The sequence below is a fragment of the Knoellia terrae genome (genome assembly GCF_048606435.1).
In the GTDB taxonomy this organism is placed as follows: domain Bacteria; phylum Actinomycetota; class Actinomycetes; order Actinomycetales; family Dermatophilaceae; genus Knoellia; species Knoellia terrae.
The window spans coordinates 68,367-90,423 of sequence record NZ_JBMBWH010000002.1; the positions used below are offsets into that span (position 1 = coordinate 68,367).

Genomic DNA, 22,057 nt, shown 5'->3' on the forward strand with positions numbered 1-22,057 from the left:
GATGTGCGGGATCGCCGGGGCCTACCAGCAGCACGACGGCAAGCTTCTCGTGTCCGCCATGGTCGACCGGCTGACCCACCGGGGTCCGGATGCCGGCGCCGTCGTGGAGCTCGTCGACCCGGACACCGCGGTCGTCCTCGGCCACCGCCGCCTCTCGATCATCGACCTGTCCAGCGCCGCCGACCAGCCGTTCACCAAGGGCGGCCTGACGCTCACCTACAACGGGGAGCTCTACAACTTCCGGGAGCTGAGGCGCGAGCTCGTCGCCCTGGGTGCGCGCTTCAGCACGGCCTCCGACACCGAGGTCGTGCTCGAGGCGTGGAGGGCCTGGGGGCCCCGGGCGCTCCGCCGGTTCCGGGGGATGTACGCCTTCGGGATCCACGACGAGGCGACCGGCAGCCTCACCCTCGCGCGCGACCCCCTGGGCATCAAGCCGCTGTACGTCATGCCCCGGGGAAGCGGCATCCTCTTCGCGTCCGAGCTCAAGGCGATCGTCACCGCGGTCGGTCCCGAGCTCGCCGTCGACCCCGCCGCCATGGTCGCGTCGACGCTCTACTACTGGCTGCCGCAGGAGCTCGACGCGATGCACGGGGTGGCCCGTCATCCGGCCGGCACGTGGGCCGAGTACCACCGGGACGGGTCCGTCGCGCGGGGATGCTTCTGGGACTCCGCGACCGAGGCGGCCCTCGCGGCACAGGGCCCGCGCGCCGACATCCGCCAGGTGGTCGCCGACTCGGTCCTGGACCACCTCGTCGCCGATGCCCCGGTGGCCTCGTTCCTCAGCGGAGGTCTCGACTCGAGCATCGTCACCGCGCTCGCGCACCGGGCCGACCCGTCGATCGAGGCCTACACCATCGTCTTCCGGCCCGAGGACCAGCGGCTGGAGTCGATGCCCGACGACGCCCGCTACGCACGGCGGCTCGCGGCGCACCTCGGCATCCGCCTCCACGAGATCGAGATCTCGCCGGACATCGTGGACCTGCTTCCCCGGATGGTCGACATCCTCGACGAGCCGATCGGTGACCCCGCGGCCATCAACACCCTGCTCATGTGCGACGCCGCCCGCGACGCCGGGGTCAAGGTGCTGCTGTCGGGGATGGGGGCCGACGAGCTCTTCGGCGGCTACCGCAAGCACCTGGCGATGCTCGTCGCCGCCCGCTACCGGCGTCTGCCGCGCGCCCTTCGAGCCGCCGTCGCACCGGCCGCACGGGCTCTGCCCGTCGCGGTGGGCGGACGCGGCCTGCGCACCGTGCGCTGGGGCCAGCGATTCCTGACCTTCGCGGAGCTTCCGGAGCAGGAGGCCTTCCGACGCAGCTACACCCTCTATGACCGGGACGAGCTCGTCGGGCTCCTCGACCCGTCGCTGTCGGCCCACGTGGACGGCGTGCTCGACCGCCACCGGGAGGTCTACGAGGACAACGACCTCGACGACGTCGTGAGCCGCATGTGCCTGGCCGACACCCGCATGTTCATGCCGGGTCTCAACCTCACCTACACCGACCGCGCCAGCATGGCGGCCTCCACGGAGGTCCGGGTGCCGTTCGTCGACCCGGCCGTCATGCAGGCCGCCTTCTCGCTTCCCGGTGCCGAGAAGATCCGGGGACGCCAGCAGAAGGCGGCCCTCAAGGACGCGGCGCGCGCCTGGCTGCCGGACGAGATCATCGACCGCCCGAAGGCGAGCTTCGGTGCCCCCCTGCGCGCGTGGGTCACGAACGACCTCAGGGAGCTCGTCGACGACGTGCTCCTGCGCGGCGAGCTCGTCGGCGGCGGCTTCCTCCGGGCGGAGGCGCTCCAGCGCCTCGTCGAAGACCAGCGGAGCGGTCGTCGCGACCAGTCCAAGCAGGTGTGGCAGCTGCTCAGCCTCGAGCTGTGGTACCGCAACGCACGGGTGGCCGGGGTGGGGACGCGATGAAGCAGGTGGGGCAGAACTACCGGTCCGGCGAGCTCGTCGTGCTCGACGTGCCGGAGCCGGCCTGCAAGCCGGGGGGAGTCCTCGTCCGGTCGCTGTACTCGCTCATCTCCACGGGGACCGAGCTGATGAAGGTCACGGAGGCACGGCTCTCCCTCCTCGGCAAGGCCCGGGCCCGGCCCGACCAGGTGAAGAAGGTGCTGGACTCGATGGCCCAGCAGGGACCGGTGGCAACCTACAAGAAGGCGATGACCAAGCTGGACAGCTACACCCCCCTCGGTTACTCACTGTGCGGCGTGGTCGTCGAGGTGGGCGACGGCGCCGGGGAGTTCTCCGTCGGCGACCTCGTCGCCGCCGCGGGGAACGAGTTCGCCCTGCACGCCGAGGTCAACTGGGTGCCGGTCAACCTCTGCGTCCCGGTTCCCGAGGGGGTCGCGCCGGAGCACGCGGCGTTCGCGACGGTCGGCGCGATCGCCCTCCAAGGGGTGCGGCAGGGCGAGCCGCAGCTCGGCGAGATGGCCTGCGTCATCGGGCTGGGCCTCGTCGGCCAGCTCGTCGTGCGGCTCCTCGTCGCGGCCGGGGTCCGGGTCGTCGGCGTCGACACCGTCGAGGAGCGCTGCCGCCTCGCCGAGGCGGCCGGAGCCATGAGCTGCGCAGCGCCGGACGACGAGGGCGCTGCCTACGTGGAGCAGGTGGTCCGCACGGCCACCGGCGGCATCGGCGCAGACCATGTGTTCCTCGCCGCGGGGGGCGACACCAATGGCCCCGTGGAGCTCGCCGCCCGGCTGGCTCGCGACCGGGCCCGGGTCGTCGACATCGGCAAGACCCGTCTCGACCTGCCGTGGAACGCCTACTACGAGAAGGAGCTGGACCTCCGCTTCTCGCGGTCCTACGGGCCCGGCCGCTACGACGACCGGTACGAGCTGGAGGGCAGCGACTACCCGGCCGGCTACGTCCGCTGGACCGAGCGCCGCAACCTCGGGTGCTTCCTCGACCTGCTCGCGTCCGGTTCGGTCGACGTGTCGCCACTGGTCTCGGCCACCCGTCCGATCGAGGATGCCTCAGAGGTCTACGAGCAGCTCCGCACCGGGTCCCTACAGGGAGTCGGGTTCCTCCTCGAGTACCCGCAACCCGACGCCACACCCCAGCCCGTGCGCCGCAACCACGTCGTCCGTCGTTCTCCGGCGCCGGAGGGCGGTCGAGGGACTCGAGCGACTCGGGCGACCGGGACCACCGTCAGGCTCGGCTTCATCGGCGCCGGGAGCTATGCCTCGTCGATGCTGCTGCCGCACCTGGCGAAGCGGGCCGACGCCACCCTGCGGACGGTGGCCACGACCAGGTCGCTGTCGGCCGTCAACGCGCAGCGGACGTTCGGGTTCGCGTCGGTGACGACCGACGCCGACGACGTCCTCACGGATCCCGACGTCGACGCCGTCTTCGTGGTGACGCGACACCACTCGCACGCCCGGTTCGTGTGCCGCGCGCTCGAGCACGGCAAGGCCGTCTTCGTGGAGAAGCCCCTCGCCCTGACGAGGGCCGAGGTGGACGACGTCCTGGAGGTCGTCGAGCGCACCGGGAACGACCGCGTCATGGTCGGCTTCAACCGGCGCTTTGCCCCACTGCTGGTGGGGATGCGCGACGCCTTCGGGTCCGGCACCTCACCGGCCAGCCTGCGCTACCTCGTCAACGCCGGCCGGATGGCGGTCGGCAGCTGGTACCTCGACGAGCAGCTGGAGGGGTCGCGGTGGCTCGGTGAGGGCGGCCACTTCGTCGACACCGTCAGCTGGTGGGTCGGTCACGGCCCCGTGGAGGTCAGCGCCACGTCGACCGGGGACCGGTCCGACGTGCACGCCTCCCTCTGGTACCCGGACGGCTCCCTGGCCACGGTCACCTACTCCACGAACGGCAGTCCGCGGGTGCCGAAGGAGACCTTCGACGTCTCCGGTGGGGGTGCCAACGCCAGGATGGAGAACTTCTCGCGGGCCACGGTGTGGACGCAGCGCGGGCGCGAGAGCAAGCGGGCGTTCACGGGCCCCGACAAGGGCCAGCGGGCCGAGCTCGACGCCTTCGTCGACGCGGTCAGGACCGGCGGTCCGATGCCGATCTCCCTCGAGTCGCTCGTCGCCACGACCCGCACCACCATCGCCGTGGGCGAGTCGCTGGTCTCCGGAAGCCGGGTGACCCCATGAGCGGTTCGTTCGGGTGGTACCTGCGACGGCTCCGTCGGATGTCCCCGGCGGAGGTGGCGGTGCGTGTCGGTGACCGCGCGCGCCAGGCTGCGTGGTCCCGACGCAGGGTCGGCCCCGGTATGCCGTTCCCCGCCCCCGCAGGACTCCTGCCCGTTCGTCGGCTGGCGAGTCCCCTGGAGGCGGGGGTGGTGGGCCGAGTGCCGCCGGAGGCGGCTCGCCGGGTCATCGAGGCTGCTGACCGCATCCTGGAGGGGGACTGGGAGGTGTTGGGCACCCGACGCTGGGACGCTGCCGACCCCGACTGGTTCCTCGACCCGGTGACAGGCAGGCGGGCACCCAGTGACGTGTCGGCCTTTGCCGTCGACCACCGGGACGAGTCGGTGACGGGCAACGTGAAGTCCGTGTGGGAGCTCTCCCGTCATCACCACCTCACGGTGCTCGCGACTGCCTGGTGGTTGACACGCGACGATCGCTATGCGGAAACCGTTGCGGCACAGCTCCGTTCGTGGTGGGCTGCAAACCCGTTCCTCACCGGGATCCACTGGACCAGCGGGATCGAGCTCGCGGTCCGCCTGATCAGCTGGGCCTGGGTCCGGCGCCTCCTCGACGACTGGTCCGGCGTGGCAGCGCTCTTCGAGCAGAACCCGCTGGCGCTCGACCAGCTCCGGTGGCACCAGGAGTACCTCGCGGCCTTCCGCAGCCAGGGCTCGTCCGCCAACAACCACGCGGTCGCCGAGGCCAGCGGTCGCCTGGTGGCGGCATGCGTGTTCCCGTGGTTCGTCGAGAGCGATCCCTGGCGTCGGGCTGCGTCGCAGCAGCTCGAGCGCGAGCTGGCGGCCAACACGTTCCCCAGCGGGGTGAACCGAGAGCTCGCCAGCGACTACCACCGCTTCGTCGTCGAGCTGGGTCTGGTCGCGCTCGTCGAGGCCGACGCCGCTGGGCAGCCGCTCGCGCCGGCCACGGCGGAGCTCCTCGTCCGCGCGCTCGACGCCGCGGCCGCGCTCCTCGACGTCGCCGGCAACCCACCTCGCCAGGGGGATGGCGACGAGGGTCGCGCCCTCGTGCTCGACGACACCCTGGACGACCCGTGGAGCGTCCTGCTCGCCACTGGAGCGAGCGTGTCGGGCAGCTGCGCCTGGTGGCCCGCGGTGCACCCCGGGGTGACCAGCGTTCTCCTGGGCTCCTTGTCGCGCACCACCGTCCGCTCCGCGCGGCCGGAGGTGGCGCCCCGGCACTTCGCCGATGCCGGGGTCACGGTGCTGCGCAGCGCTCCGGAGGACGGCCCCGAGGTGTGGTGCCGCTGCGACGGTGGGCCCCACGGCTTCCTGTCGATCGCCGCCCACGCACACGCCGATGCCCTCTCGGTGGAGCTCCGGCACGACGGGGTGGAGCTCCTCGTCGACCCCGGCACGTACTGCTACCACGGTGAGCCGGAGTGGCGCACCTACTTCAGGTCGACCCGGGCGCACAACACGATCGAGGTCGACGGCGAGGACCAGGGGGTGCAGGCGGGCCCCTTCATGTGGAGCACCCGGGCGGACGCCACGGTCGACGTCACGCGGGCCGAGCGCGACGGGGCGCAGACCTGGGTCGGCCACCACACGGCATACCGGCGTCTCGACCCCGCCCTGCGGCACGAGCGCCGGGTCGAGCTCGACGGACGCGGGACGCGGGTCACGGTCACTGACACCGTCACCGGCTCACGGACACACTCGCTGCGGCTCTTCTGGCACCTCGGTCCGGAGGTCGCCGTCGACCTCCGGGACGGCACGGCCCACCTGGCCTGGGCCACCCGTGATGGTCGGCTGCACCGTGGAGAGCTCCTCCTGCCCACCGGTCTGGCCTGGTCGAGCCACCGGGGCGAGACCACGCCCGTCCTGGGCTGGTACTCGCCCCGGTTCGGGACCCGGGTCGCCACCACGACGCTGGTGGGGACCGGGGCGTTCGACGGGACCCTCGTGCTGCGGACCGACCTCCGCGTCGAGGCCGCCGCCGCCACCGTTCCCGCTCGCACCTCCTCCGGAGCGATCGCCACGACGGAGCACGGGGAGGCCGAATGAGCGAGCAGCCGGTCGACCTGCGATCGACCTGGGCCGTCCTGCGTCGGCACAGTGCCGTGCTTCTCGTCGCCGCCGTCCTCGGAGCGGCGGCCGGGGTCGGCCTGCTCGTTCTGCTCCCACCCCCGTTCACCAGCGCCAGCGTCGTGCTGCTGCCGGCCGCGTCGCAGTCCGGCTCCGGGAGGATCGGCGGGTACGACGCGGAGACCCAGGTGCTCGTCGTGACCAGCTCCGAGGTCCTGTCCCGCGCAGCCGGCCGGACGGCCCCTGCCCTGACGCCGACCGAGGTCGGCGAGAGGGTCAGCGTGGACGCTCCGGCATCCGCCGTCCTGAGGATCACTGCGTCCGGGCCCACCGGCGCGGAGGCGGAGGGCCTGGCGGCGGCCGTGGCCAATTCGCTCGTGGAGTACCTCGAGGAGACCCGGGGCAACCTCCGAGCCGCCGTGCGTGCCGAGCTGCAGGAGCGCCTCGACACGCTGCAGACCAGCCTCGATGCGGTGAGCGTCGAGATCGGCAGGACCAACGAGCGGATCGCCCAACAGGCCACCTCCACCGGTGCCAGGAGCGACGATGCCTCGGCTCTCGCCACGCTGACCGCGGTGCGGGCCTCGACCGTCCTGGACATCGAGTCGCTGAAGAAGCAGCTCGGCGGTGACGAGGGCACCGACGGTGCGTCCGCCGCGGCGAGCGTCATCCAGCCGGCCTCACCGGGCGCGCGGTCGGGGTACCTCACGGACGTCCTGCTCCGCGTCCTCGGAGGTGCGGCGGCGGTCGTCGCGCTCACCGCGGGCGTCTACGTCCTGACGAACAAGCGCGACCCGAAGCTGCGTTCCCGCGACGAGATCGGGGACGCGGTGGGCATTCCCGTGGTGGCGTCGCTGCGGGCGCGGCCACCCCGCTCCGCGGGAGCCTGGCTCGACCTGCTGGGCGCGTACGACCCCGACAGCGCGGACGGCTGGGCGCTGCGCCGGCTCCTGCACGGTCTCATGGCGGACGCTCCGAAGGACCGCCTCCCCGGAGAGCCGGTGGTCCTCGTCGTCGTCTCGGTGGGCGGCGACTCTGGAGGGCTGGCCATCGGACCGCAGATCGCCTCGTTCGCGGCGTCGACCGGTGTCCCGACGGAGCTGGTCGCCGCCCAGCAGCATCCGTCCGCGAGGACCCTGTGGGCCGCCTGCTCGCAGGGATCGAGGCACGAGGAGCTGCCCACCCACCTCTCCCTTACGACCGCGTCCCGGGCGTCCGCCGCGGTCGAGCTCTCGGTGCGTCTCGTCGTCCTCGACCGGGAGACCCCGGCCCCCGAGGCAGGGCAGCCCGTCGGCTCGAGGGCGCTGCTCGCGGTGAGCCCGGCCTCGGCCACCCGCCGCAGTCTGGCCGACGTCGTCATCTCCGTCGACCGGGTCGGACTGCAGGTCGAGGGCATCGTCGTCGCCAACGCGGACCCGCTCGACCGGACCACCGGTCACTCGGGACCGCTCGGGGCGCCCGGCGAGCCGCAGCGACCCATGCGCATCACCGCGCGGTCAGCAACCGCCCGGTCAGCCGGCGTCATCCGACGCGTCCCCGACAGCGGGAGGCAGCAGTGAGCGGCCCGGTCTGGCGGATCGACGACGAGGACGGCGACCCGGAGCTGACCGGCACACCGAGCCCGCTCCTCGTCACCGTGAGGACGCTCGGGGACGCGCTGGTGCGCACCCGGCCCCGATGGGTCGCCGCCATCGTCCTGGGCGCCCTGCTGGGTCTGGGCGTCCTGCACCTGGTTCCCCACCCCGTGACCGCGACATCCACCCTCCTCATGGTCAGCGCCAACTCCGGCGACGAGTCGGCGATGACGACGGACATCAGCCTTCTCCAGACGCGGGAGGTGGCCGACCGGGTCGTCGACCAGCTCGACCTGCCCGAGTCGCCGGAGGAGCTCCTGTCATCCGTGAGCGTGACGCCGGTCAGCAACCAGATCATGACGGTCTCCGTCGACGGTCCCGACGACTCGGCCGCGCTGGCGCGCAACACCTCCCTGATCGCCCACTATTTCCAGTTTCGGGAGGAGCAGCTGCGGTCGGTCTCGGCGGGACTCGTCCAGGGCTACGAGAGCCGCATCACGACGCTGCAGGCACGTGTTGGCGAACTCACCCGTGAGTACAACCGGCTCGCAGCCCAAACGGCGGTCGACCAGGTACGGGTCAGCGACATCGTGGGGCAACGCGCGACCTTGAGCACACAGGTGACTGACCTCCAGCGGGCGATCGAGGACGCGACGCTCCAGGTCGACGCGGCGGTCAGCGGCACCCAGGTGATCGACGACCCGGTCACCAGCTCTTTCGGGTCGCTCCGTCAGACGGTTCTGGTCGTCATGTCGGGAGCGGTGCTCGGTGGTGTGCTCTCGATTGGGACGATCCTTTTCCGGGCACTGACCACTGAGCGGCTCCACCGGCGTCGTGAGGTGGCGTCCGCGCTCGGAGTGCCCGTGCGGGTCGGGGTGGGGCATGTCCCGCTGCCTGGAGTCAGGGGGCGCATGAAGGAGGCGCTCACCACGCGCCTCGCCGAGGTTCTGCGAGGGCATCCCCGGCGCTGGACACGGACCCTGCGTCGAAGGCACTTCGAGGCACTCGTGCAGGGGTTCGAGACCGCACTGACACCACGGTCGGCGAATGCGGCGGACGACAGCCGTCTGCCCGCGGTCGCAAGCGACGTCGTGGAGGCGCGCTCCGGCCCGACCACCTCACTCGGACTTGCAGCGATCGACCGGGAGGTGACCGGTGCAGCCGTGGTCCGCGGGCTGGCCGACCGCCTGGTCGACCACGGTGTGAGAGTCCTTTTGGTCGACCTCACGGCCTCCGGTGCGTTGGCCGGGAGGAAGGCGGTCGGCACGTCGCAGGGTAGGCCCGACCGGCCCGGGCTCCTTCGGATCCACCGACCTCAAGGTGATCCTGCTCTCGCCTCTGGCCCTCGCCGAAGCGGCCGCCACCGGAACCCCACACCGGGGGGTCCGGGACCACTGGACGAGGCGTGGGACCAGGTCGAGGTCGTCCTGGCGCTCGCCGAGGTGGACCCCGGCCTCGACCTCGACATCCTTCCGACCTGGGTGGACCGGATCGTCCCGCTGGTCTCGGCCGGCCGCGCGAACAGGGAGCTGCTCTCCACCATCGCGACACTCCTCATCGAGACCGGAGTGGACCTTCCTTTCGCGCTTCTTGAGGGGGCCGACCGTGCTGACTGGACGCTGGGCCACCCCGCCACACCGGTCGACCGGCCGGCCAGCGAGCCTCTCGACGGCCCGACAGCGATCCAGGCGGTGCAGTCGTGATGAGACGGATCCCGGGGGTGCCAGATCCGGTGCTGCTGAGCGAGGACCGAAAGTCTGCCACCGGTCGGCCGACCTCAGGGCAGGTCGCCCCTATGCCTCCCCTCCTGCTCCTCAGCTGGGGTGCCCTTCTCCTCAACGTCCTCACGCCGGCGGGAACTGCGACCATCCTCCCGCTCCCGAGGGTGATGGCGCAGGCCATCGCACAGGGTTCGCTCATCGTGGCGATCGTGCTCGCACTCCTCGTCAACCGGCGACTCGTGGTTCGTCCCAACGCGTTCCTGGTCCTGCTTTCCGTGTTGGCCGTCGTGTCGTTCACCGTGAGCCTGCACAACGAGTTCATCTTCGGCTCGGTGTTCCGGGGGCTCCGCCTCGTCGGGTTCGTGACCGTCCTCTGGCTGCTCTCGCCCTGGTGGGGTAGGCGGGACCTCGTCCTGCTCCGCGCCCATCGCCTGTGCCTGTGGGCGGTCCTCGCCAGCGTCCTCGTCGGAGCCGCCATCGCACCCGGCAAGGCGTTCGCCGTCGACGGCCGCCTCGGTGGAACGGTGTGGCCCGTTCCCCCCACGCAGGTGGCCCACTACGCCGCGGTGCTCTTCGGCACCACGGTCATCCTCTGGATGTGCCGTGTCATCTCCGGCCGGCACGCCCTCGTCGGCGTGGTCGTGCCGGCGGCGGGCCTCGTGGGCACCCACACCCGGACCGCACTGATCGGCGCTCTGCTCGGCCTGACCGTCGCCTCGGCCAGCCTCTTCCTCGGACACGCCCGGGTCCGACGGGCCTCCGCCTCGACGATCGTCGCGATCGCCGGGGCAGCCCTGCTCTTCGCCCCGCAGATCGTGGGATGGCTCGCACGGGGCCAGTCGGCCGGTGAGGCGAGCAGGCTGACCGGCCGGACCGACGTGTGGGCCGACGTCTTCGCTGCCCCTCGCCCGCTGCTCGAGCAGTTCTTCGGCTCCGGGTTGTCCGACAAGTCCTTCGACGGGCTCGCGATCGACAGCAACTGGGTGTCGACGTACGTCGACCAGGGCTGGGTCGGCCTCCTGCTGGAGACGAGCATCCTCGTCCTCCTCCTCCTGTCGGCCGCCACCCACGTGCGCGGTCCGCGACGCGCGATGGCGCTGTTCCTCGTCGTCTACTGCCTCGTCGCGTCCGTCACCGAGGTCGGGCTGGGAGACGCCTCGCCGTACCTCCTCGACCTCACCGTCGCCGCCGCCCTGCTCGCCGCTCCACCGGACCGTCCGTCCCCGTCGAGGCGGACGTTCCCAGCCCAGCACTTCCGTCCCGCCATCGCGGACGACGTCAGCCTCGGTGCGACGCCGCCGAACGACTCCAAGGAGGCAGCACCATGACCACAGGCACCACGACGGACCATCGACCGACGCGCCGGCCGGGAGTCCTCCTCGACCGCGACGGCACGATCATCGAGGACTCCGGGTACGTCGGGAGGACCAGCGACGTCCGGTTTCTCGACGGGGCCATCGAGGCCATCGCGCGGTTGAACGCCGCCGGCGTTCCCGTGGCCGTGGTGACGAACCAGGCAGGCGTGGCGCGAGGTTTCTACGAGCTCGAGGACGTCCACCTGGTGCACAAGCACATGGCGGCCGAGCTGGCGTCCCGGGGTGCGCACGTGGACCTGTGGCTCTTCTGCCCCTACCACCCCGACGGGATCGTCCCTGCCTTCGCGAGGTCGAGCGCGGACCGGAAGCCGGGCCCCGGCATGGCCCTGGCGGCGGCCGACGCCCTCGCGCTGGACCTCGCCTCGTCGTGGGTCGTCGGGGACAGCGCCTGCGACGTGGGCTTGGCACGGGCCGCGGGTGCGCGGGCCCTCTGGATCGACACCTCCGACGACGACCTCGCCCCCGGCGTGCGCAGGGTCCCCGACCTCGTCGCCGCGGTGGACATCGTGCTGACGGACCTCGCCAACGGCCCCGGTGCCGGCCCCAGTGCCTTCCCCACCCGGCACTACGCCACCGGGGCGGACTACGCCACCGAGTACTCGAACGAGCTCGCCCGGGCCGTGGCGGGCGTCGACCCGGTGGGGATCGAGACGGCAGCACGCATCCTCTCGGACGCCTACCGCACCGACCGTGCCGTCTTCACCTGCGGCAACGGCGGGTCGGCGTCGATCGCGAACCACTTCCAGTGCGACCACGAGAAGGGTGTCCGGACCGGCACCGGTCTCACGACCCGGGTGGCAAGCCTCAGCACCAACGTCGAGATCCTCAGTGCCATCGCGAACGACATCGGCTACGACGTGGTGTTCGAGTACCAGCTCGAGTCCCAGGCGCGGCCCGGTGACGTCCTCGTGGTCGTCTCGTCGTCGGGTCGTTCACCGAACGTCGTCCGCGCGCTGCAGTGGGCCCGGGCCCATGGCATGGCCACGGTCGCCATGACCGGGTTCACCGGAGGACCGGCGCGCGAGCTCGCCGACGCGTCGATCCACGTGGACTCGCACAACTACGGGGTCGTCGAGGACTCGCACCAGGCGTGCATGCACCTGTTGGCCCAGTACGTCCGCCAGTCCCTCATGTCGGACGCCGACGTAGCAGCGCAGGTCTTCTGATGATGCGCGTCGCGATCAACCTCCTCACGGACGACCCCCGTATGCCGTCCGGCGCGCACTGGTTCTGGAAGCAGGTCGTCAGGGAGATGGACCCCCTGCTGGGGGAGGACGAGGAGCTGCACCTGCTCGTCAGCCCGCAGATCCGGCCTGAGCACTCGGGGTACGGGCCCCGCGTCCGGTACATCACCTTTCCCTGGTCGAACGAGCGCAGGGCGCTGCGCACCCTGAGCGAACAGGTCTACGCCCCCCTCCGGCTGCCGCGCTCGGACATCGACGTCCTCAACACCCTCATTGCTCCCCTCGTGCGTCCCGCGCCCGGCGTCGTCGCCCACTTCAAGACGCTCCACGCCTTCACGACCCCGGCGGCGGTCAACCCGCTCGTGCGGTTCTACCGCCGCACCGGCTACCCCCACACCGCCCGGGTCGCGGATGCGGTGATCATCAACTCGGAGAGCCTGCGCCGCGAGATCGAGACGTACCTCGACGTGGACCCGGGCAAGCTGCGCCTCATCCCGGAGGCGGTCGACCACGAGGTGTTCCACCCGGGCGACCCGGAAGAGGCGGCGGCCCGTCTCCGGCGGGAACGGGGCATCGACGGCCCGTTCGTCCTCTTCGTGTCGTCGCTCTGGCCGTACAAGAACGGTGACGGCCTGCTCCGTGCGTTCGCCCTGGTGCGGAAGGACCTGCCGACCCACCGGCTAGTCGTCGTGGGCAGCGCCGCCGACGCCGACTACGCGGCACGCCTGCGGGCGCTCGCGGAGGAGCTGGGCATCGCCGACTCCGTCGTGTGGGTCGGAGGGATGAGCCACCACGAGACGTTGCCGTTCTACCGGGCGGCCGACGCGTTCGTTTACCCGTCGCACAACGAGACCTTCGGGCTGCCGATCCTCGAGGCGATGGCGTGCGCGTGCCCGGTCGTCACGTCGAACCGCAGTGCGATGCCCGAGACAGCCGGTGGCGCGGCCCTGCTCGCCGACCCGGAGGACCCGCGCTCCCTCGCCGAGGCCATCACGGCGGCGTGCGGGGACGCGGGAGCCGGCCTGCGGGAAGCCGGCCCCGGCCGCGCGGCGCAGTTCACGTGGGCTACCACCGCCAAGTCGACCCTCGAGGTCTATCGAGAGGTCCACGCCGAGCGAGGAGGTGCTCGATGAGGGTGCTCGTGACGGGCGGAGCAGGTTTCATCGGCTCCCACACCACCGACCGCCTGGTCCGGGCGGGGCACGAGGTGATCGTGCTCGACGCGCTGGTCCCACCGGTGCATCGGGACGGCGTGCCGAACCACCTCACGCCCGGGGCCGACCTCTTCATCGGGGACGTCCGCAACCGCGACCTGCTGGCCAACCTCCTCCGCCGCGTGGATGCCGTGTACCACTTCGCCGCCTACCAGGACTACCTCCCCGACTTCTCCCGGTTCACCGACGTCAACGTCGTCAGCACGGCGTTGATCTACGAAATCGCCGTGGCGGAGGGGCTCGACCTGCAGCGGGTAGTCGTGGCCTCGTCGCAGAGCGCGATGGGGGAGGGGCTGTACCGCTGTCCCCGGGACGGTGAGCAGACACCGGGGATGCGGCCCGAGGAGGCGCTGCGGGCGGGGCGGTGGGACATCCCCTGCCCGGTCTGTGGGGGGCCGCTCGAGATGATGCGTACGCCGGAGAGGGTCTCGAACCCCCAGAACGCCTACGGGATGTCGAAGTACGGCGAGGAGATGGTGGCGCTCAACCTCGGGCGCCGCTACGGCATACCGACCGTGGCACTGCGGTACAGCATCGTCCAGGGACCTCGGCAGTCCGTCTACAACGCGTACTCGGGCGCCTGCCGGATCTTCTGCCTGCACTACCTCCTCGGCGGCGCCCCCACCCTGTACGAGGACGGCGCGATGGTGCGGGACTTCGTCAACGTCCACGACGTCGTGGACGCCAACCTGCTCGTCCTCGAGGACGAGCGAGCCGTCGGACGCGCCTTCAACGTCGGTGGCGGAACGGCATACACGACAACGCAGTTCGCCGAGATCGTCCGCGCGCACTACGGCTCCGACAAGCCTGCGCGCGTGACCGGCGCCTACCGGTTCGGCGACACCCGGCACATCCTCTCGGACGTCGCCGCCCTCACGAGCCTGGGGTGGACGCCATGGCGAACCCCCGCCGACTCGGTCGCCGAGTACGCCGAGTGGCTCAAGGGCATGCCCGGACTGGACAAGGTCCTGGCCGACGCCGATGCGACGATGACCTCCCTCGGCGTAGTTCGCGAGGTGGAGCGGTGAAGGCCTTCCTCCTCGCTGCCGGACTGGGCACCCGCCTGCGTCCGCTGACCGACCGTCTGCCGAAGTGCCTCGTTCCCGTTGCGGGGCGTCCGCTGCTCGACCTGTGGCTGGACGGCTTCCGGGACGCCGGAGTCGACGAGGTGCTGGTCAACGTGCACCACAGGGCCGACCAGGTCAGCGCACACCTCGCGCGGCATCGGGGGCGGCCACACGTGCGGATGAGCCACGAGCCGACGCTGCTGGGCAGCGCGGGAACGCTCCACGCCAACCGTGACTTCGTCGGCAACGACGAGGTCTTCCTCGCCGTCAACGGTGACGACCTCACCGACTTCGACGTCCGGATCCTGGCATCGGAGCTGGACCGGGCGCCCCAGGCGGACGCCGCGATCGCGGTCTTCCGCGCCCCCCGCCCCGAGGCCTGCGGCATCCTCGAGGTGGTCGACGGCGTGGTGACGTCCTTCGAGGAGAAGCCGGCCGCACCTCGGGGCGACCTGGCCAACGCCGGGATGTACGCGTTCCGCAGGTCGGTGCTGGACCTCGTGCCGGAACGCACCCCGGTCGACATCGGCACCGACCTCCTCCCACGCCTCGTGGGTCGCTCCGTGGCGGTGCCGATCGGCACGGCCTTCCTGCTGGACATCGGGACGCCCGAGGCGCTGGCCCGGGCCGAGGCCGAGTGGCCGCAGCGAGGTGTCGCGTGATCATCACCCAGACGCCCCTGCGGGTCGGCCTCGTCGGAGGCGGGACCGACCTGCCGTCGTACTACCGCCAGCACGGGGGGCGCGTCCTCAACGCGGCGATCGACAAGTACGTCTACGTCGTCGTCAAGCAGCGCTTCGACGACGACATCTACGTGAACTACTCGCGCAAGGAGATCGTCTCGCAGGTGGAGGACGTCGAGCACGACCTCGTCCGCGAGGCCATGCACATGGCCGGCGTCCGAGGTGGCGTGGAGATCACGACACTCGCCGACATCCCTTCGGCGGGGTCCGGTCTCGGCTCGTCGTCCTCGGTCACCGTCGGTCTCCTGCACGCTCTCTTCGCGTACCAAGGGCGTCAGGTGTCCGCGGAGGAGCTCGCGGACCGGGCCTGCACCATCGAGATCGACCGATGCGGGAAGCCGATCGGCAAGCAGGACCAGTACGCGGCTGCCTACGGAGGGATCTGCGACCTGCGGTTCGGGCCGGGCGACTCGGTGGCCGCCGAGCAGATCCACCTGGGCCACGACGAGCTCCGGCACTTCCAGAGCCAGTTCATGCTGCTCTACACCGGCATCACCCGGACGGCGGACACGATCCTCGGCGAGCAGAAGGCGAACGTCCCGGTGCGGCTGGCCCAGCTCCACCAGCTGCGCGACCTCGCGGAGGAGGCCATCACCTGCCTGCGCGGAGGCTTCCCCGACGCCGTGGGCGTGGCCCTCGGGAAGAGCTGGGAGGCCAAGCGGCAGCTCGCGGAGGGGGTGTCGACCCCGGCGCTCGACGAGGCCGTGGACGCCGCGATGCGAGTCGGTGCCACGGGCGCCAAGGTCACCGGGGCGGGGGGCGGCGGCTTCGTCCTCGCCGTGTGCCCGGTGGAGCGCCAGAAGGCCGTGCGCGAGGCCCTCGCACCCATGCGGGAGCTGCCCATCTCCGTCGACCCCTTCGGGTCGCGCGTGATCTTCAACGTCCACCGGAACATCTGGAGCTGAGCATGACGACACACACAGACGTGACGGCAGACCAAAGTTTTGGGCCGGTCCACGGGCGCCACAATGCACGGTCGACCGCTGGCACCCCCCGAGAGGACGTTCTCATCATCGCGCTGATTGCCCGTGAGCGGGGCATCACCGGTGTCCACACGCACGTTCGACAGCTGCGCGCGTACCTGGCAAGGACGGGAGGGTCTGCGGAACTCATCACGCCACACCGCTGGGCCAGTGGGATTCGCCGACTCGGTATGCCGTTGATGCTGCTGATCTTCGGGTTCAGGCCTGTGCTCGAGCGCACGTGGGGTCCAGCAAACGTGTGGTGGTACCGGCATTGGCATGGAATCTTCCTCTACCACACGTTGCGCCGTCGCTTGGCCGACACAGGGCAATGCACCGTCTACGCACAGTGCCCGGTGTCCGCGCTGGCTGCGTTGAGAGCGCGGTCAGGGCCTCATCAACGAGTCGTGATGGCTGTCCACTTCCGTGTGTCGCAGGCAGACGAGTGGGCGGATAAGGGTCAGATCCGCCGTGGAGGGGGTGCCTTCCGCGCCATTCGTCGCACCGAACAGGATGTCCTCAGCCGGGTGGACGGTCTTGTATTCGTCTCGCACTGGGGAAGGGCCGCCGTCAGTGAGTGGTTGCCTTCCGTCGGGCGAGTGCCCAGCAGAGTTATGCACAACTTCGTGAATGTTCCTCCTTTCGAGCCTGCGGCCGCGCCGGAGGCCGACCTGGTCTGCGTCGGAAACCTCGAAGCGGTGAAGAACCACCGGTTCGTGCTGCGCGTCGTTGCTGCCGCGGCTCGTGCGGGACACACGTACACCGTTGACATCTTCGGTGAGGGAAGGGAGGGGCCTCGGCTCTTGGCCATGGCCGAGGAACTGGGCGTGCGCAGCCAGGTGCGGTTGCGCGGGTTCTGCTCCGATGTCCAACAGCGACTTCCCAGATACCGAGCTTGCGTGCACGCCTCCTACTCGGAGTCCTTGCCACTCGCGGTGATCGAAGCAATGGCAGCCGGGCTGCCGGTGATTTGCAGTACTGCCGGCGGGCTGCCCGAACTCCTCGATGACCCGACCGAGGGCAGGTTTTGGCCACTGGACGACGTCGAGGCGGCTGCTGAAATTGTCATCGACCTTCTCGAGAACCCCCAAGAGATGCAGCGCTGCGGGCGTGCGGCTTGGGAGCGCTGTCGCCGCGACTACGACGCACAGGTGATCGCTCCTAGCCTCCTCAGCTTCCTCCTTGGTTCGAGGGCTGAGCGGTGAGCGCGGGCCGAAGTGTCGCACCACCACCACCGGCCAGGCCGTGCTGTTCTATGGACCGACCCGAGGTCCCACCGTTTCGCAGTGCCAGATCAAGGTCAAGCACGCGGCTTGTGCGCCCATGTCGCGAGCAATCGTCTGGGGGAGGCATGTGTCCGAAGAAGTCGTGGAGCACTGCGGAGGTCCAAGGGCACGTCGCGTACCCATCCGCCCCGCCAACTCTGGCTCGGGGTAATGGAGCGGTACAGGTCAACCAGCCGTTCGGACATTCGGTCCAAGCCGAACGACTCCTCGGCGAAGGCGCGTCCGTAGGCACCGAGGCGGTGACGAAACGCAGGGTCATCGACCAGTGGCATCAGGAGCTCGTGAACGGAGGCCGTCCCCGAGCCGGGACGGTCCTCGTTCCAGAAGCTGCGGTAGAAAATGCTCGCGCTTGTTTCGGGACTGAACAGCTCAGGTGCTCCGTACTCACCGATCACCAGAAGCGGCTTGCCGAAGGACAGTCCACGGGCGGCGGAGCTACCCATTCCAATGACGATATCGGCAACCGCGTAAGCCGAGCGAGGGTCTGCCATCTCACCGACCAGGTGTACGGCCCGACGCCCAAGGTCGGAGTTGATCATTGCAGCAAGCCGGCGCAACCGTTCGAATGCATCGCCCGTGCCGACGATGATGAGGACGACCTCGGGCGGGAGATGGCGAACCGACAGGATGGCAGCCTCTATGTGTCGTGCCTTCATCGCTTCGTCGACTCTGGTGACCATCACGAGGTGGATGGAGCTGCTGCTGACACCGAGATGAGGAAGTTCAATTGGGTCCACGGCTCCGGGCCGGTCCCGATCCATGTCCACTGGAGGACTGATGAGCCGGGTGGGGCCAGGACGGCTTCGAGCGTCATCGGCGAGGTAGCCGGTGCCGACGACGAGACCCGGATGGCGGTAGAAGTGGCGTGGCAGATGCATTTCGTACACCGTCAGGATCAAGGGCACGCGGCCCCAGCGCGCGGGACCCCAGAAGCCGGCCCGGGCGTCCACACCCCCGTAGACATGGACGAGGTGGGGGCGGACACGAGCTGCAACGGCCGCCAGCGCTCTGGCGCGCCCGACGGAGGTCTCCGCTCGCGGCAACACTTCCACCGAGACGTTCCGCTCGCGCGCAAGCCCGAGAAGTCCCATTCTCGGCCCCGCCCAACCCACGAGGTACGGGTGGAAGCCGTGAGTTCTTGCCTTGTCAGCGAGGTCCAGCGCATTGATCTGGGTGCCACCCAGTTCAAGGCTGTTGAGACAGACGAGCACGGTCGTCCCTTCGGACCTCGTGTTGGTGTTTGCCCGCACGTCGTTCTGCCCGCCATTGGGGAACAGCGGCATTTCACGCTCCTTCGGCAAAGGTTCCAGCGCCCAACCACTCGGATGGGGACGGGTGAAAGCAACCCGTTCGACGCAGCTGACTCTAGGGCGCCAACAGCCGAGCTGGAGCCAATGCGCCCTACTTCCCAAGCGCAGGAGCGCACTCCGACGAAGACCATCCGTCGCGCCGGAAACGGGAGCGATCCAGCCGCTGAGGTGGCACAACAAAGCACAGAGAGGACGACAACATGACAGCGACGATCGGCATGGCCGTCATCGGGGCTGGGTACTGGGGACCCAACCTGATAAGGAACGCGATGGCCACCGACGCCATCGACGTCCGCTGGCTCTGCGACCTGGACCTCGAGCGCGCGAGGTCGGTGCTCGGGCGGTACTCCACCGTGACGGCGACCGACTCGTACGACGCGGTCCTCGACGACCCCGCCGTGCACGCCGTCGCCATCGCCACCCCGGCCGCGTCGCACTTCCCCCTCGCCATGGCAGCACTCGACGCGGGGAAGCACGTCCTCGTCGAGAAGCCCCTGACCGCCTCCCTCGACGACGGTCGCAAGCTCGTCCAGGCGGCCCAGGACCGGGGCCTCGTCCTCATGTGCGACCACACGTACTGCTACACCTCCGCGGTCCAGGAGCTTCGGCGGCTCGTGCAGGGCGGAGGGCTGGGCGAGATCCAGTTCGTCGACTCGGTGCGGATCAACCTCGGCCTGGTGCAGCCCGACGTCAACGTCCTGTGGGACCTCGCACCGCACGACCTGGCGATCCTCGACTACCTCATGCCGGCGGGCGTGTCCGTCGTGGCCGTCGCCGCCCACGGCGCTGACCCCATCGGGCACGGCCTGGCCTGCGTGGGATACCTGACGCTGAGGTTGTCGACCGGCGCCATGGCCCATGTGCACGTCAACTGGCTCAGCCCGATCAAGATCCGCACGATGGTCGTGGGCGGTTCCTGCCGCACCGTGGTCTGGGACGACATGAACCCCAGCCAGCGGCTGTCGGTCTACGACCGTGGGGTGGACCGGCTGGACCCGGAGGACCTCGGCCCGGACGACCGGAAGCAGATGCGGATCTCCTACCGCAGCGGGGACATGGTGGCTCCCGCCCTGCGCGAGCAGGAGGCGCTGCGCGTGATGATGACGGAGTTCGCCTCCTCGATCCTCGAGGGACGCACCCCCGCGACGGACGGCAGCGCAGGCATCCGCGTCATGGAGGTCCTTGAGGCGGCCGAGCGGAGCCTGCTGACTGGTGGGACGTTCGTCGACATGGAGGTGGTCCGATGATCCGGGACAGCGTCTGCCTGGTGACGGGGGGAGCGGGCACGATCGGCTCCACGATCGTCGACCAGCTCCTCGGGGCCGGCGCCGCCGAGGTGCGGGTGCTCGACAACTTCGTTCGAGGGCGCAAGGAGAACCTCGCCGGTGCGCTGGCCACGGGCCGGGTCGAGGTCGTGGAGGGTGACATCCGGGACGTCAGCCTCGTGCGCGAGGCCACCTCCGGGTGCGAGCTCGCCTTCCACCAGGCGGCGATCCGCATCACCCAGTGCGCCGAGGAGCCCCGACTGGCCCTCGAGGTGCTCGCCGACGGCACGTTCAACGTCCTGGAGGCAGCCGTCGCCGCGAAGGTGCGCAAGGTGGTGGCCGCGTCGTCCGCCTCCGTCTACGGGCTTGCCACCGAGTTCCCCACGACGGAGCGCCAGCACCCCTGGGCGAACGACACGTTCTACGGAGCGGCCAAGGTCTTCAACGAGGGCATGCTCCGCAGCTTCCACGCGATGTACGGCCTCGACTACGTCGCACTGCGGTACTTCAACGTCTACGGACCGCGCATGGACGTCCACGGCCTCTACACCGAGGTGCTCATCCGCTGGATGGAGCGCATCGCGGCGGGGGAGCCCCCGCTCGTGCTGGGCGACGGTCGGCAGACGATGGACTTCGTGTTCACCACGGACATCGCCCGAGCGAACCTGCTCGCCGCCGAGGCAGGCGCCACCGACGAGGTGTTCAACATCGGGAGCAACACCGAGACCAGTCTCCTGGGACTGGCCGAGGCGCTCCTGCACGTCATGGGCAGCAGCCAGGCGGTGCAGTTCGGTCCCGGCCGCACGGTGAACAACGTGACGCGGCGGTTGGCGTCCATCGACGCGGCGCAGCAGCGCCTGGGCTGGGCCCCCCAGGTGGACCTCGAGAGCGGGCTGAGCCAGCTGGTGGACTGGTGGAGAGCAGAACGAGGCGTCGCATGATCCCGGTGATGAAGCCGTGGCTCGGTGAGGAGGAGGCGACGGCCGCCGCCGACGCCGTCCGTTCCGGCTGGGTCGCGCAGGGACCCCGCGTCGCGGAGTTCGAGAGACGCTTCGGGGAGCGGGTGGCGGCCCCGCACGCGGTGGCCGTCTCCTCCTGCACCTCGGCGCTGCACCTGAGCCTGCACCTCCTTGGCCTCGGCCCCGGTGACGAGGTCGTCGTGCCGTCCTTCTCCTTCATCGCGACGGCCAACTGCGCGGTCTATGTCGGGGCGACCCCGGTCTTCGCCGACGTGGAGGCCGAGGACGGGAACGTCAGCCGACGGACGGTCGAAGCCGTCCTCACGGACCGCACCAGGGCCGTCGTGGTCGTGCACCAGGGGGGTATGCCGGCCGACGTCGAACCGCTGCAGGCGCTCTGCCAGGAGCGGGGTATCGCCCTCGTCGAGGACGCCGCCTGCGCCGCCGGGTCGACGTACCGCGGGGCTCCCGTGGGCGTCGGGGCGGAGTTGGCGGCATGGTCCTTCCACCCGCGCAAGCTGCTCACCACCGGTGAGGGCGGCATGCTCACGACGACTGATCCGGAGCTGGCCGCGCGGGCCCGCCAGCTGCGTGAGCACGGGATGAGCGTCAGTGCGGCACAACGCCATCGGAGCCGGAAACCGGTCATCGAGAGTTACCTCGAGGTCGGCTTCAACTTCCGGATGACCGACATCCAGGCGGCTGTCGGTCTCGTCCAGCTGCGCAAGCTGCACGCGATGGTGGAGCGCCGGCGCGCTTTGGCCGCGTGCTACCAGGACGCGCTGGCCGGCATACGTGGGCTTCGGACCGTCCGTGACCCGGAGCACGGGGAGTCCAACTACCAGTCCTTTTGGGTAGAACTCGGCCCTGAGTTCCCTCTCACCCGCAACGAGCTGCTCCGAACCTTGGCGGACGCCGGGATCTCTGCCCGCGCCGGCATCATGGCGGCGCACCGACAGCCGGCGTATGCCGGACACCCACACGGTGACTTGTCCTCGACCGAGCGTCTCACCGACACCACCTTGATTCTCCCGCTCTACCATGAGCTCTCGGACGAGGACCAGCGAAAGGTCGTCAGCAGCATCCGTCGAGCAGCCGGGCTCAAAGCAGCCTCATGATCAACCCCGGGCGGCTGCCGAAATGAGAAGTCGGGGCGCCGATTGAGCGACGCTGGACCAGCGGACGGTGTCTGGGCGATCGCTCGTTACCAGCCGCCA

The 22,057-nt window shown here is 70.3% G+C and carries 16 protein-coding genes; 15 read left to right on the forward strand and 1 reads right to left on the reverse strand.

Annotated elements, in window-relative coordinates:
* Position 1 precedes the first annotated feature (1 nt).
* From asnB to ACOJV9_RS03765, 12 genes are all read left to right on the forward strand, one after another.
* Complete coding sequence (asnB, locus tag ACOJV9_RS03710) at positions 2-1,912, forward strand: asparagine synthase (glutamine-hydrolyzing) (protein WP_420183831.1); 1,911 nt, start codon at positions 2-4, stop codon at positions 1,910-1,912.
* A complete protein-coding gene (locus ACOJV9_RS03715; protein ID WP_420183832.1) occupies positions 1,870-4,098 on the forward strand; it encodes a bi-domain-containing oxidoreductase in 2,229 nt (742 codons plus the stop codon). The genes asnB and ACOJV9_RS03715 overlap by 43 nt, the downstream gene beginning before the upstream one ends.
* The gene (locus ACOJV9_RS03720) at positions 4,095-6,158 is read left to right on the forward strand and encodes an alginate lyase family protein (RefSeq protein ID WP_420183833.1); all 2,064 of its coding nucleotides are present in this window, start codon (positions 4,095-4,097) and stop codon (positions 6,156-6,158) included. The genes ACOJV9_RS03715 and ACOJV9_RS03720 overlap by 4 nt, the downstream gene beginning before the upstream one ends.
* Positions 6,155-7,738 (forward strand): hypothetical protein, encoded by a 1,584-nt coding sequence (locus tag ACOJV9_RS03725; protein ID WP_420183834.1) that lies wholly within the window; start codon positions 6,155-6,157, stop codon positions 7,736-7,738. The genes ACOJV9_RS03720 and ACOJV9_RS03725 overlap by 4 nt, the downstream gene beginning before the upstream one ends.
* On the forward strand, positions 7,735-9,456 hold the full coding sequence (locus ACOJV9_RS03730; protein ID WP_420183835.1) for a GumC domain-containing protein: 1,722 nt from the start codon (positions 7,735-7,737) through the stop codon (positions 9,454-9,456). The genes ACOJV9_RS03725 and ACOJV9_RS03730 overlap by 4 nt, the downstream gene beginning before the upstream one ends.
* 92 nt (positions 9,457-9,548) lie before the next feature.
* Positions 9,549-10,802, forward strand: a complete 1,254-nt coding sequence (locus ACOJV9_RS03735) for an O-antigen ligase family protein (protein WP_420183836.1) — start codon at positions 9,549-9,551, stop codon at positions 10,800-10,802.
* Entirely contained in the window at positions 10,799-12,016 is a 1,218-nt protein-coding gene (locus ACOJV9_RS03740) for an HAD-IIIA family hydrolase (RefSeq protein WP_420183837.1), read from the forward strand. The genes ACOJV9_RS03735 and ACOJV9_RS03740 overlap by 4 nt, the downstream gene beginning before the upstream one ends.
* Positions 12,016-13,167 carry a glycosyltransferase family 4 protein gene (locus ACOJV9_RS03745; RefSeq protein ID WP_420183838.1) on the forward strand — a complete coding sequence of 384 codons (1,152 nt, stop codon included), beginning with the start codon at positions 12,016-12,018 and terminating at the stop codon, positions 13,165-13,167. Before ACOJV9_RS03740 ends, ACOJV9_RS03745 begins: the two co-directional genes overlap by 1 nt.
* On the forward strand, positions 13,164-14,276 hold the full coding sequence (locus ACOJV9_RS03750; RefSeq protein WP_420183839.1) for an NAD-dependent epimerase/dehydratase family protein: 1,113 nt from the start codon (positions 13,164-13,166) through the stop codon (positions 14,274-14,276). Before ACOJV9_RS03745 ends, ACOJV9_RS03750 begins: the two co-directional genes overlap by 4 nt.
* Positions 14,273-14,977, forward strand: coding sequence for a nucleotidyltransferase family protein (locus ACOJV9_RS03755; protein ID WP_420183840.1), 705 nt, complete (start codon positions 14,273-14,275; stop codon positions 14,975-14,977). The genes ACOJV9_RS03750 and ACOJV9_RS03755 overlap by 4 nt, the downstream gene beginning before the upstream one ends.
* Positions 14,974-15,963: a GHMP family kinase ATP-binding protein gene (locus tag ACOJV9_RS03760; protein WP_420183841.1), complete on the forward strand. Its 990-nt coding sequence runs from the start codon at positions 14,974-14,976 to the stop codon at positions 15,961-15,963. The genes ACOJV9_RS03755 and ACOJV9_RS03760 overlap by 4 nt, the downstream gene beginning before the upstream one ends.
* A gap of 257 nt (positions 15,964-16,220) precedes the next feature.
* Positions 16,221-17,225, forward strand: a complete 1,005-nt coding sequence (locus ACOJV9_RS03765; protein WP_420183842.1) for a glycosyltransferase family 4 protein — start codon at positions 16,221-16,223, stop codon at positions 17,223-17,225.
* 95 nt (positions 17,226-17,320) lie between these two features.
* Here the strand turns inward: ACOJV9_RS03765 and ACOJV9_RS03770 are convergent, their stop codons facing one another.
* Positions 17,321-18,589, reverse strand: coding sequence for a glycosyltransferase (locus tag ACOJV9_RS03770; RefSeq protein ID WP_420183843.1), 1,269 nt, complete (start codon positions 18,587-18,589; stop codon positions 17,321-17,323).
* A 227-nt stretch (positions 18,590-18,816) separates the two neighbouring features.
* On the opposite strand from ACOJV9_RS03770, the gene ACOJV9_RS03775 reads away from it, so the two are divergent.
* Genes ACOJV9_RS03775 through ACOJV9_RS03785 form a run of 3 tightly spaced genes read left to right on the forward strand, consistent with a single transcriptional unit; the run spans position 18,817 to position 21,958 of the window.
* On the forward strand, positions 18,817-19,863 hold the full coding sequence (locus ACOJV9_RS03775) for a Gfo/Idh/MocA family protein (protein WP_420183844.1): 1,047 nt from the start codon (positions 18,817-18,819) through the stop codon (positions 19,861-19,863).
* Positions 19,860-20,822 carry an NAD-dependent epimerase/dehydratase family protein gene (locus ACOJV9_RS03780; protein WP_420183845.1) on the forward strand — a complete coding sequence of 321 codons (963 nt, stop codon included), beginning with the start codon at positions 19,860-19,862 and terminating at the stop codon, positions 20,820-20,822. The genes ACOJV9_RS03775 and ACOJV9_RS03780 overlap by 4 nt, the downstream gene beginning before the upstream one ends.
* On the forward strand, positions 20,819-21,958 hold the full coding sequence (locus tag ACOJV9_RS03785) for a DegT/DnrJ/EryC1/StrS family aminotransferase (RefSeq protein WP_420183846.1): 1,140 nt from the start codon (positions 20,819-20,821) through the stop codon (positions 21,956-21,958). The genes ACOJV9_RS03780 and ACOJV9_RS03785 overlap by 4 nt, the downstream gene beginning before the upstream one ends.
* Positions 21,959-22,057 lie beyond the last annotated feature (99 nt).

Bases quoted from the DNA above. Each gene is read 5' to 3' on its own strand.
- asnB (WP_420183831.1), top strand. From the start codon at position 2: ATGTGCGGGATCGCCGGGGCCTACCAGCAGCACGACGGCAAGCTTCTC.
- ACOJV9_RS03720 (WP_420183833.1), top strand. From the start codon at position 4,095: ATGAGCGGTTCGTTCGGGTGGTACCTGCGACGGCTCCGTCGGATGTCC.
- ACOJV9_RS03725 (WP_420183834.1), top strand. From the start codon at position 6,155: ATGAGCGAGCAGCCGGTCGACCTGCGATCGACCTGGGCCGTCCTGCGT.
- ACOJV9_RS03735 (WP_420183836.1), top strand. From the start codon at position 9,549: ATGCCTCCCCTCCTGCTCCTCAGCTGGGGTGCCCTTCTCCTCAACGTC.
- ACOJV9_RS03740 (WP_420183837.1), top strand. From the start codon at position 10,799: ATGACCACAGGCACCACGACGGACCATCGACCGACGCGCCGGCCGGGA.
- ACOJV9_RS03745 (WP_420183838.1), top strand. From the start codon at position 12,016: ATGATGCGCGTCGCGATCAACCTCCTCACGGACGACCCCCGTATGCCG.
- ACOJV9_RS03750 (WP_420183839.1), top strand. From the start codon at position 13,164: ATGAGGGTGCTCGTGACGGGCGGAGCAGGTTTCATCGGCTCCCACACC.
- ACOJV9_RS03765 (WP_420183842.1), top strand. From the start codon at position 16,221: ATGCTGCTGATCTTCGGGTTCAGGCCTGTGCTCGAGCGCACGTGGGGT.
- ACOJV9_RS03770 (WP_420183843.1), bottom strand. From the start codon at position 18,589: ATGCCGCTGTTCCCCAATGGCGGGCAGAACGACGTGCGGGCAAACACC.
- ACOJV9_RS03775 (WP_420183844.1), top strand. From the start codon at position 18,817: ATGACAGCGACGATCGGCATGGCCGTCATCGGGGCTGGGTACTGGGGA.
- ACOJV9_RS03780 (WP_420183845.1), top strand. From the start codon at position 19,860: ATGATCCGGGACAGCGTCTGCCTGGTGACGGGGGGAGCGGGCACGATC.
- ACOJV9_RS03785 (WP_420183846.1), top strand. From the start codon at position 20,819: ATGATCCCGGTGATGAAGCCGTGGCTCGGTGAGGAGGAGGCGACGGCC.